The organism is Streptomyces sp. NPDC006450, assembly GCF_040612195.1.
Lineage (GTDB): Bacteria > Actinomycetota > Actinomycetes > Streptomycetales > Streptomycetaceae > Streptomyces.
Window position 1 is genome coordinate 1 of record NZ_JBEXPT010000165.1, and the last position, 10,869, is coordinate 10,869.

Here is a 10,869-nt window from a genome sequence, read left to right on the forward strand (position 1 = left end):
GGTTCCGGCGCAGCCCGCGTGCGCCGAGGGCACGGACGCCCACGCGGCGCAGCCCGCGCGCGCGGCTCCGGCAGTGGTCGGAGCGGGCGTACCGGGCGCGCTCCAGGAGGCCGCCCCCGCCCCGCAGGCCGGCGCCCCGGCCCCCGCCGCCCCCGGTGCCGTCGCTCCGGTCACCCCCGTCCCGGTGGCCGCCACCGCTGCCCCGGCGCCCGCGTGGGGAGCCCCGTACGGCGCCCCCGGCGCGACCGCCCCCGGCAACCCCTGGGCCACACCCCCCGGCGGATACGCCGGCGGCTACCCCGGCGGCCCGCAGGGGCCGGGCTTCCCGGCGCCCCCGGCCGCCACGAACGGCCTGGCCGTCGCCGCGCTGCTCCTCGGCCTGTTCGGCATCTTCGTCGGCCTGGTCCCCTTCTTCTTCTGGGCCGGCGCACTCCTCGCCCTCACCGGCATCGGCATCGGCATCGCGGCCGTCCTCAAGTCCCGCCGCGGCGCCCCCCGAGCCACGCTGGCAGCGGTCGGCACCGCTCTGAGCGTCCTCGGCCTCGGCGCTTCCACCGGGGGCTGGTTCATCACCGCGAGCGTCATCGACAGGATCGACGAGAACGTCGCCGACAACCGCTCGCGTGACCTCTACGACTACGACGACGGCTACGAATACGACGACGACTCGGCCACTCCCGGCGCCCCGGCGAGCCCGACCCCCAAGCCCTCGCCCTCCGACATCCCCGGCATGACCTCGGCCCTGGCCTGGGGCGCGCCCTACACCTACGAGGACGGCGTCCAGGTCACCGTGCAGCGCGCGGTCGCGTACAAGCCGTCCTCGACGGCCTATCCGCCCGAGGCCCGCAACGGCAACGCGGTCAAGGTGACGGTGAAGATCGTCAACAATGCGGCGGCCGCGCTCGACGTCAGCCTGGCCCTGCCGCACGCCCGCGACGACCAGGGCACCGAGGCCGACATGGCCTTCGACGGCTCCGTGCCGAAGATGTTCAAGGGCTCGGTCATGGCCGGCGAGTCGATGACCGGCACCTTCGCCTTCGTCGTCCCCGAGGGGACCAAGAGCCTGCACTTCGAGATCTCGCCCGGCACCGAGTACGACGACGCGATCTGGAGCGGCCCCATCGGCTGAACCGGCGGCTCCGGCGGCCGCGGCCCGTGCGGACACGGCGACTGCGGCGACTCCCAGGACATCGCGTCAGAAAGACGATTAGACTGGGCCGCGTGCCTCAACTACGCCTCGCTCTGAATCAGATCGACTCGCAGGTCGGCAACATCGCCGCCAACGCCGACTCGGTCGTCCACTGGACCCGGCACTCCGCCGAACAGGGCGCCCACCTGGTGGCGTTTCCGGAAATGGTGCTGACCGGATACCCCGTCGAGGACCTCGCGCTGCGCGGCTCCTTCGTCGAAGCGTCCCGCCGGGCGCTGCTGGACCTCGCGCGGCGCCTGGCGGCCGAGGGCTTCGGGGACCTCCCGGTCGTCGTCGGCTACCTCGACCGTACGGAGAAGGCCGCGCCCCGGCTCGGCCGCCCGGCGGGGTCCCCGGAGAACGCCGCCGCCGTGCTGTACGGCGGGCAGGTGGTCCTGCGCTTCGGCAAACACCACCTCCCCAACTACGGAGTCTTCGACGAGTTCCGGTACTTCGTGCCGGGCGACACCCAGCCGGTGATCCGGGTGCGGGGCGTGGACGTGGCCCTGGCCATCTGCGAGGACCTCTGGCAGGAGGGCGGGCGCGTCCCCGCCACCCGCTCCGCGGGGGCCGGACTGCTGATCTCGATCAACGCCTCCCCGTACGAGCGCAACAAGGACGACCTCCGCCTGGAGCTGGTGCGCAAGCGCGCCCAGGAGGCCGGCTGCACCCTCGCCTACCTGGCGATGATCGGCGCTCAGGACGACCTGGTCTTCGACGGGGACTCGATCGTGGTCGACTCCGCCGGCGAAGTCATCGCCCGCGCCCCGCAGTTCTCCGAGGGCTGTGTCCTGGTCGACCTGGACCTGCCGGCCGCCTCGGACACCCCGGTCGAGGGCATCGTCGACGACGGCCTGCGCATCGACCGCGTGGTCCTCACCGAGGAGCCGGTGGAGCCGTACGAGCCGGTCGTGACGGGCGGCTACGCCGACCGGCTGGACGACGACGAGGAGATCTACGACGCCCTGGTCGTGGGCCTGCGCGCGTACGTACGGAAGAACGGGTTCCGGTCGGTCCTGATCGGCCTCTCCGGCGGCATCGACTCCGCGCTCGTCGCCGCGATCGCCTGCGACGCGATCGGCGCGCAGAACGTGTACGGCGTCTCGATGCCGTCCAAGTACTCCTCCGAGCACTCCAGGGGCGACGCGGCCGAGCTGGCGACACGGACCGGCCTGAACTTCCGGACCGTGTCGATCGAGCCGATGTTCGACGCGTACATGGGCGCCCTGGGCCTGACCGGGCTCGCCGAGGAGAACCTCCAGTCCCGGCTGCGTGGCACGCTGCTGATGGCGCTCTCCAACCAGGAGGGCCACATCGTGCTGGCGCCGGGAAACAAGTCGGAGCTGGCCGTCGGCTACTCCACCCTGTACGGGGACTCGGTGGGCGCGTACGGCCCCATCAAGGACGTCTACAAGACGGACGTCTTCCGCCTCGCCGAGTACCGCAACCGGGCGGCGGCCGAGCGCGGCGAGACCCCGCCGATCCCGGAGAACTCCATCGTGAAGCCGCCGAGCGCCGAGCTGCGCCCGGGGCAGGTGGACACGGACTCGCTGCCGGACTACCCGGTGCTGGACCGGATCCTGGAGCTGTACGTGGACCGCGACCAGGGTCTGGAGGCGGTCGTCGCGGCCGGCTACGACCGCGAGCTCGTCGCGAAGACCCTGCGGATGGTGGACACCGCCGAATACAAGCGCCGGCAGTACCCGCCGGGCACGAAGATCTCCGCGAAGGGCTTCGGCAAGGACCGCCGGCTGCCCATCACGAACGGCTGGCGCGAGCAGGCGTGACGCCCGCGCGGTGACGTGGCACCGGGGCCCGGCGCAGGTAGGCGGGGCCCCGGCGTCCGTACGGCGGCGGTCTTACGGCTTGACGGTGACCCGGGCGGCGATCGGCAGGTGGTCGCTGCCCGTGCGGGGCAGGGTCCAGGAGGCCTCGGGGGTGACCCCGCGGACCAGGATCTGGTCGATGCGGGCCATCGGGAACTGCGCGGGCCAGCTGAAGCCGAAGCCGTCGCCGGACGCTCCCTGGGTGGAACGCAGCTGCGAAGTGACCTCGGACAGGGCCCGGTCGTTGACGGTTCCGTTGAGGTCGCCGAGCAGGATGACCCGCTGCAGCGGTTCGGCGGCGAGCGCGGCGCCGAGGGCGTCGGCGCTGTTGTCGCGCTGGTTGGCGGTGAAGCCGGCGTTGAGCTTGACGCGGACCGAGGGGAGGTGGGCCACGAAGGCGGCCACCTCGCCGTAGGGGGTGTGGACGGTGGCGCGCATGGCCCGGGTCCAGCCCATCTTGATGTCGACGGGCTTGCTGGAGACCAGCGGGTACTTGCTCCACAGCCCGACGGTGCCTTCGACGGAGTGGTACTTGTACGTACTCGCCAGGGCCTTCTCGTAGACGGGGACCGCGCTGCCCTTGAGCTCGGTCAGGGCCAGGACGTCGGCCCCGGCCTTGGCCACCGAGGCGGCGGTGCCCGCGGGGTCGGTGTTGTCGGCGTCGACGTTGTGGGTGGCGACCGTGAGGTTGCCGCCGGCGTGCGCCTTGTCGGTGACCAGGCCGCCGAAGAGGTTCACCCAGACCGCGGCGGTCAGCAGTATCGCGATCAGCGCGGTCGCGGACTTGCGCAGGAGCGCGGCGGCGAACAGCACCGGTACGGCCAGGCCCAGCCAGGGCAGGAAGGTCTCGGTGAGGCTGCCGAGATTGCCGATGTCGTTGGGCAGCTCGGCGTGGAAGACCATGACGAGCGAGATCAGCACCGCGAGCGCGGCGAGCACGATCCCGCGGCGCCAGATCCCCGGATCCCGTCGCAGCTCGGCCAGCCGGCGCCGGAGACCCGCCCGGGAGGGCTCGGGCTCCGAGCCGTCGCTCCCCGTCTCCGTCATATACGCCTGTGCCATGCCGTTGCCCTCACTGCCATGCTCGCGCTCCGTCCCCGCCTCTTGACCCTAGGCGATATGTGGAGCGTTCCGCGCCGATTGTGTCGGTCGTACGTCCGGGAGGACGAACGGCTCAGCGGCCGGGGTTCCGCTTGTCACCAAACGCGCACATTGACCCGTGGCGCGGCCGCCGTGACGAACCGGACCTCGTGCCACTTCCCGCCGCGGCCCGGAGAGTGCCACCATGGTGGGGAGTCCGGGGACGCCGTAAGGGCGCCTCGAGATGAACATCAAGGAGCAGTTGCAATGACGCATGCCGTTTCGCCTGCCCGCGAAGCCTCCTCCCCCACCCTGTACGGAGGCTCGGGCACCCGGCGCATCACCGTCCGCGACCTCACCCTCGCCAAGGACCGCGGCGAGAAGTGGCCCATGCTCACCGCCTACGACGCCATGACGGCGTCCGTGTTCGACGAGGCCGGCATCCCGGTCATGCTCGTCGGCGACTCGATGGGCAACTGTCACCTCGGCTACGAGACCACCGTCCCGGTGACGATGGACGAGATGACCATGCTGTCGGCGGCCGTCGTCCGCGGCACCAGCCGGGCCCTGATCATCGGCGACCTGCCGTTCGGTTCCTACCAGGAGGGCCCCGTACAGGCGCTGCGCAGCGCCACCCGGCTGGTCAAGGAGGCCGGGGTCGGAGCGGTGAAGCTGGAGGGCGGCGAGCGCTCGCTGCGCCAGACCGAGCTGATCGTGCAGTCCGGCATCCCCGTCATGTCCCACCTGGGCCTGACCCCGCAGTCCGTGAACGCCATGGGCTACCGGGTGCAGGGCCGCGGCGACGAGGCCGCCCACCAGCTGCTGCGCGACGCGAAGGCGGCGCAGGACGCGGGCGCCTTCGCGGTGGTGCTGGAGCTGGTCCCGGCCGAGCTGGCCGCCGAGGTCACCCGGTCCCTGCACATTCCGACGGTCGGCATCGGCGCGGGCGCGGAGTGCGACGCGCAGGTGCTGGTGTGGACGGACATGATGGGGCTCACCGGCGGGAAGATGCCGAAGTTCGTCAAGCAGTACGCGAACCTCCGCGCGACCATGGGCGACGCGGCGAAGGCCTTCGCCGAGGACGTGGTCGGCGGAACGTTCCCGCAGGAAGAGCACGCCTTCCACTAGTCGGATGACCGCCCGGGGGGCGCCGGCCTACCGGTCGGCGGACCCCGGGCGGCGCCGTACCGATGCGGGGCCGACACCGGGCCGAAGTCCTGCAGGTGGCTTGCGGGTCGGCTGTCGGTCGCCTGTCGGTGGCTTGTCGGTGGGTTGTCAGTGTCGTCTGGTCCCATGGTGGACATGACGCGAAACGACAAGAATCCCCTGAACGGCTCGCACGCCGTAGAGGTCCGGGGGCTGGTCAAGCACTACGGCGAGACCAAAGCCCTCGATGGTGTGGACCTCGACGTCCGCGAGGGAACCGTCCTCGGGGTCCTCGGCCCCAACGGCGCGGGCAAGACCACCCTGGTCCGCATCCTCTCCACCCTGATCACCCCCGACGCCGGCACCGCCCGGGTCGCCGGCTTCGACGTGGTCCGCCAGCCGCGGCAGCTGCGCCGGACCATAGGCCTGACCGGCCAGTACGCCTCCGTCGACGAGAAGCTCTCCGGCTGGGAGAACCTCTACATGATCGGCCGGCTGCTGGACCTGTCCCGCAAGGACTCCCGGAGCCGCGCCGACGAGCTGCTGGAGCGGTTCTCCCTCACGGACGCCGCCAAGAAGGCCGTGATGACCTACTCCGGCGGCATGCGGCGCCGGCTCGACCTGGCCGCCTCGATGATCGGCAGCCCGGCCGTGCTGTACCTGGACGAGCCGACCACCGGTCTGGACCCCCGTACCCGCAACGAGGTCTGGGACGAGGTCCAGCGGATGGTCGCCGAGGGGGCCACCGTCCTGCTCACCACCCAGTACATGGAGGAGGCCGAGCAGCTCGCCAACGAGCTGACGGTCATCGACAAGGGCAGGGTCATCGCCAACGGCAAGGTCGACGAGCTGAAGGCCCGCGTCGGCGGCCGGACCCTGCGGATCCGCCCCACCGATCCGACCGACCTCCCGGGCATGGCCCGCTCCCTGGCCGAGGCCGGCCTGGACGGGGTGGCCGGTTCCCAGGCCGTCCCGGACGAGGGTGCACTGCTGGTGCCGATCCTGGCCGACGAGCAGCTGACGGCCGTGGTGGGCCTGCTGGCGGCCCGCGGGTACGGGATCTCCGACATCAGCACCTACCTGCCCAGCCTGGACGAGGTGTTCCTGTCCATCACCGGACAGAAGCCCACCGTCGAGGACTCCATCCCCAACCAGCAGACCGAGGAGGTCGCGGCATGAGCACCGTAACCACGACGAAGCCCAGCCCCACCGCGGCCGCCCCGGCCGGCGGGCCCGTCCCGGCGGACGAGGGCCGGATCGGTCTGCGGGGCAACCTGCGTCACATCGGCGCCCTGGCACGGCGCAACGTCCTGCAGATCAAGCAGGACCCGGAGTCGATGTTCGACGTCCTTTTCATGCCGATCATCTTCACGCTGCTCTTCGTCTTCGTCTTCGGCGGCGCGATCTCCGGCAAGGGCAACCAGGGCGAGTACGTCAACTACGTGGTCCCGGGCCTGATGGCGATGATGGGCATGAACATCGCCATGGGTGTGGGCACCGGGGTCAACGACGACTTCAAGAAGGGCGTGATGGACCGCTTCCGGTCCATGCCCATCGCCCGGTCCTCGGTGCTCATCGCCAAGATCGTGGTCGAGCTCGGCCGCATGATGGTCGCCATCGCGATCCTGCTCGGCATGGGCTTCCTGCTCGGCCTGTCGATCAAGGGCTCGATGCTGGACCTGTTCCTGTCCATCGGGCTGTCGGCGGTCTTCGGTTCCTCGCTGATGTGGATCTTCATCCTGCTGGGTCTCACCATGAAGACCCCGCAGGCGGTCCAAGGCATGGCGATGCTGGTCCTGATGCCGCTGCAGTTCGGCAGCTCGATCTTCGCCCCGCCGACCACGATGCCCGGCTGGCTGCAGAGCTTCACCGACGTCAACCCGCTGTCCAACCTGGCCGACGCGGCCCGCGCCCTGATCAACGGGACCCCGCTCGGCAACTCCGTGTGGATCACGCTGGCCTGGTCGGTCGGCATCACGCTGGTGACGATGCCGCTCGCCGTGCGGAAGTTCCGCCAGAAGACCTGATCCGCCGACCGGTCCGCTCCGGATCGCGTCCCGGGCGGACCTCTGCACGGATTCAGACGAGGGCGGTGGCCTCCTCCAGGGTGAGGCCGCCGCCTTCGGCGTACGCCGCCCCGTACGCGGCGTCACCGAGCGCGGCCCGGGCCAGGCGCTCGGCCAGCTCGGCGTCCGCGCGTTCGACGGTGACCGGGACGTGGGCGGGCGGCAGCAGCGCGTGGTAGGCGCCGATGAGCCGCGCAGCGTCGTACTCCCGCTCCGGACCGCCGAGTTGGACGAGGGCGCGGGCCCCGGTGATCAGGAACGCGGCCGGGAGATGGGGGGCGACCATCAGGGCGAGCGGGTCCCGGACGGCCTCCAGGGCCTGGCGGATCACGATGAGGGCGTTCGCGTACTTGCCCTCCTCGTTGTCCAGCCAGGCCATCGTGCCGAGCAGGAAGCCGTCGAAGATGGCGAACGCCCCGAAGGCGAACTCCTCGCGCAGGCACTGGAGCTGGGCGCGGGCCTCGGGGATGCGGCCGGTGCGGCCGTGGACGGTGGCGAGGAACATCCGGGCGGCGGGCATGGCCTCGTTGCCGAACTGCTGGATGGTGGTGGCGAGGAGGGTGGTGAGGAGCTCCTCGGCCTCCTCCAGGTGGCCGCCCTCGGCGAGGGTTCCGGCCATCCGCACCTGCAACACCGCGACCTGGGCCTCGGCCCCGAGCCGCCGTGCGTGCTCGATCGCGACGCGGAAGTCCTGGGCGGCCAGGGCGTACTCGCCGCGCTTCTCGTGGGACTCGGCGCGGGCGGAGAGCGCTTCGGCGCAGCCCCAGTCGTCGCCGAGGGACGCGTAGAGGGCGAGGCTCTCCTCGGCGTCCCGGGAGGCGTTGCCGGCCCAGTCCGCGCGGTTGGCGAGGATGTTGGCGCGGAGCTGGAGGGCGGAGGCCAGCTCCCAGCGGTAGCCGAGCGCGCGGGCCGTCTCGACGGTCTCCTCGCTGACGCGGCGCAGCAGGTCGGGGTCCCCCCAGATCATGACGGCGTAGATCCACAGGGCGGAGGGGGCCCGGCAGATCTGCGGCAGCCCCGGTCGGTAGGCGGCGATCATGCCGTCGATCTGGTCGCGGGCCTCGGGGCTGGACCAGGAGTCGCTGGTCTGGTCCCGGGCGGCCAGCACCATCATCCGGATGCCGCGCCAGGCCTCGGTGAGCAGTTCGCCCTCGTACGGCGGGGGCGTGTCGACGATCCGCTCGTACACGGGCTCGGCGGGGACGACGGGCGCCGCGAACGGGTCGGGGCCCAGGGCGGCTGCGGCGCCGGCCCAGTGGCGGGTCTCGGCGCGCAGATCGTGCATGTGCCAGTACCAGACGAGGGAGTGCACGAGGCAGAGCACCTCCCCCACGTCCTTGGCGGCGACGGCGCGGCGCAGGGCCGTACGCAGGTTCTCGGACTCGGTGGCGAGCCGGACGGCGGCGGCGCGCTGGCCGTGGCCGCGCAGCAGCGGCTCGGTGGTGCGGGCGAGTTCCCGGTAGTGGGTGAGGTGGCGGCGCTCGGTCTCCGCCCGGTCCTCGCCGGCCTCCGCGAGGCGGTCGGCCGCGTACTCGGCGACGGTCTCCAGGAGTCGGTAGCGCATGCCGGCGGGGCCGTCGGGGGCAGCGACCACGAGGGACTTGTCCACGAGGGACCCGAGCAGATCGGCGACGTCCAGGCCATCGAGGTATCCCCCGTCCGCGCAGACGGCCTCGGCGGCGTCGAGGTCGCAGCCGCCGGCGAAGACGGACAGCCGGCGCAGGACGGCCCGTTCGGGCTCGTCGAGGAGGTCCCACGACCAGTCGACGACCGCGCGCAGGGTCTGCTGGCGGGGCAGGTGGGTGCGCGAGCCGCCGGTCAGCAGCCTGAACCGGTCGTCCAGCCGGTCGGCGATCTGACGGGGGGTGAGCAGCCGGAGCCGGGCGGCGGCCAGCTCGATGGCGAGCGGCATCCCGTCGAGCCGGCGGCAGATCTCCACGGCGGCGGCCGGGTCCTCGTCCACGGTGAACCCCGCCCGGGCTGCGGCCCCGCGGTCGTCGAGCAGCCGGAGCGCGACGGGGTCGGGCAGCGGCTCCACCGGGCGCAGCGTCTCGCCGGGCACGCCGAGGGGTTCGCGGCTGGTGGCCAGGATCTGTACGCCGGGGCAGCGCGCGAGCACTTCCTCGGCGAGGCGGGCCGCGGCGTCGACGACGTGCTCGCAGTTGTCCAGGATCAGCAGCATCCGGCGCCGTGCGCAATGCTCCGCGAGGCGGTCGAGGGGCCGGTCCCCGCCGCGCTCGGTCAGCGCCCGCATCTCCTCGGCGGAGCCGCCGCGCAGCTTGGTCTCCCGGGCGCCGAGCGCGGCGAGCACGGCTTCGGCGACGTCCTCGGGGTCGTCCACGGGAGCCAGCTCCACGAACCACACCCCGTCGCCCCAGGCGGGGCCGGATCCCCTGGGGGCCGTGGCCGTGGCGGAGCCGGAGCCGGTGCCGCCCGGGGCGTGGTCGGCGGACAGGTGCTCCGGGGCGGCGGGGCGCGTGTCCGGGGTGCCGCCGCGGCCGGCCCGTGCGTGGGCCTCGGCGGCCTCCTGCGACAGCCGGGTCTTGCCGGCGCCGCCGGGTCCGAGCAGGGTGACGAGCCGTGACCGGGCGAGGTCTTCCCCGATGACCCGGATGTCCTCCTCCCGCCCGACGAAAGTGGTCAGCCGCATCCGCAGGTTGCCCGCGCCCGGGCCGGGCGGCACGTGCCCGGCCTTGGCCACGGCCCCGGCTGCCCTGTACGGGTCCTCGCTCCCCGGACCGCGTAGCCCGGATCCGGGCTGCACCGTCCGGGGAGCGGGGCCGCCGGGCCCGGGGTCCCCGGCTCCGGCGGTCTGCCCGGTGTACCCGGTGTACCCGGGTACGGCCGCCAGCTCGGAATGCCCGGGTGCCGGCTCGGCCATCGGCCCGGCCTGCCGGGGGTCCGCAGCCGGACCGGGTCGGGCCGGGGCGGACGGAGTCGGGGGGAGCGGGGTCAGCAGGGCCGTGTGGAGGGCCTGGAGGGTGGGGCCCGGGGTGGTGCCCAGGCGGTCGGCCAGGTCGCGGCGTACCTCCTCGTAAGCGGCCAGCGCCTCCGCCGGGCGGCCCGCGTCGCGCAGCGCGCGGATGCGGAGGGCCTGCAGGGGTTCGTCCAGCGGCAGTCCGGCGCACAGCGCGGTCAGCTCCGGCAGGACCCGCTCCGACTCCCCCAGCGCCAGCGCCGCCTCCAGGCGGCCCCGGCGCGCGTCCAGCCGTAGCGCCTCCCAGCGGGCGGCCTGCGGCCCGGAACCGGGCAGGGAGCTCAGCGGCTCGCCCCGCCACAGGGCGAGGGCCTCGTCGTACAGGGCGGCCGCCTCGGCCGGGGAGGCCTGCGCCGCCTCCCGCGCGAGCCGCTCGAACCGGTACAGGTCGATGTCGTCCCGGGCGGCGACGAGCCGGTAGCCGCCTTCCCCGGACCCCACCGCCTCGCGCCCCAGCGCCCTCCGCAGCCGTCCCACCAGCGCCTGGAGCGCGGCGGGGCCGTCCGCGGGAGGGTCGCCGTCCCACACCTCGTCGATGAGCGAGGCCGCCGGCACCGCCCGCCCCGGCCGCCGCGCGAGCGCGGG

General features: G+C 73.1%; 7 protein-coding genes. 5 read left to right on the forward strand and 2 right to left on the reverse strand.

Going from position 1 to position 10,869, the window contains the following annotated elements; translation table 11 throughout:
* Both ABZY57_RS30045 and ABZY57_RS30050 read left to right on the forward strand, forming a co-directional pair.
* Positions 1–1,129: DUF4352 domain-containing protein (locus ABZY57_RS30045; protein ID WP_356517257.1), on the forward strand; the 1,129-nt coding region annotated here is incomplete at its 5' end.
* A 92-nt stretch (positions 1,130–1,221) separates the two neighbouring features.
* Positions 1,222–2,976 carry an NAD+ synthase gene (locus tag ABZY57_RS30050; protein ID WP_356517259.1) on the forward strand — a complete coding sequence of 585 codons (1,755 nt, stop codon included), beginning with the start codon at positions 1,222–1,224 and terminating at the stop codon, positions 2,974–2,976.
* 72 nt (positions 2,977–3,048) lie between these two features.
* Here the strand turns inward: ABZY57_RS30050 and ABZY57_RS30055 are convergent, their stop codons facing one another.
* The gene (locus tag ABZY57_RS30055; RefSeq protein ID WP_356517261.1) at positions 3,049–4,077 is read right to left on the reverse strand and encodes an endonuclease/exonuclease/phosphatase family protein; all 1,029 of its coding nucleotides are present in this window, start codon (positions 4,075–4,077) and stop codon (positions 3,049–3,051) included.
* Positions 4,078–4,362: 285 nt separating this feature from the next.
* Here ABZY57_RS30055 and panB point away from each other — a divergent pair, with 285 nt between their 5' ends.
* From panB to ABZY57_RS30070, 3 genes are all read left to right on the forward strand, one after another.
* Positions 4,363–5,223: a 3-methyl-2-oxobutanoate hydroxymethyltransferase gene (gene panB, locus ABZY57_RS30060; RefSeq protein ID WP_356517263.1), complete on the forward strand. Its 861-nt coding sequence runs from the start codon at positions 4,363–4,365 to the stop codon at positions 5,221–5,223.
* A gap of 165 nt (positions 5,224–5,388) precedes the next feature.
* On the forward strand, positions 5,389–6,420 hold the full coding sequence (locus ABZY57_RS30065; RefSeq protein ID WP_356517265.1) for an ATP-binding cassette domain-containing protein: 1,032 nt from the start codon (positions 5,389–5,391) through the stop codon (positions 6,418–6,420).
* On the forward strand, positions 6,417–7,268 hold the full coding sequence (locus ABZY57_RS30070) for an ABC transporter permease (RefSeq protein ID WP_356517267.1): 852 nt from the start codon (positions 6,417–6,419) through the stop codon (positions 7,266–7,268). The genes ABZY57_RS30065 and ABZY57_RS30070 overlap by 4 nt, the downstream gene beginning before the upstream one ends.
* A 52-nt stretch (positions 7,269–7,320) precedes the next feature.
* Here ABZY57_RS30070 and ABZY57_RS30075 read toward each other — a convergent pair.
* Positions 7,321–10,869: BTAD domain-containing putative transcriptional regulator (locus ABZY57_RS30075; protein WP_356517269.1), on the reverse strand; the 3,549-nt coding region annotated here is incomplete at its 5' end.

Coding starts and splice junctions, on each gene's coding strand:
- ABZY57_RS30055 (WP_356517261.1), bottom strand. CDS start 4,077: ATGGCACAGGCGTATATGACGGAGACGGGGAGCGACGGCTCGGAGCCC.
- panB (WP_356517263.1), top strand. CDS start 4,363: ATGACGCATGCCGTTTCGCCTGCCCGCGAAGCCTCCTCCCCCACCCTG.
- ABZY57_RS30065 (WP_356517265.1), top strand. CDS start 5,389: ATGGTGGACATGACGCGAAACGACAAGAATCCCCTGAACGGCTCGCAC.
- ABZY57_RS30070 (WP_356517267.1), top strand. CDS start 6,417: ATGAGCACCGTAACCACGACGAAGCCCAGCCCCACCGCGGCCGCCCCG.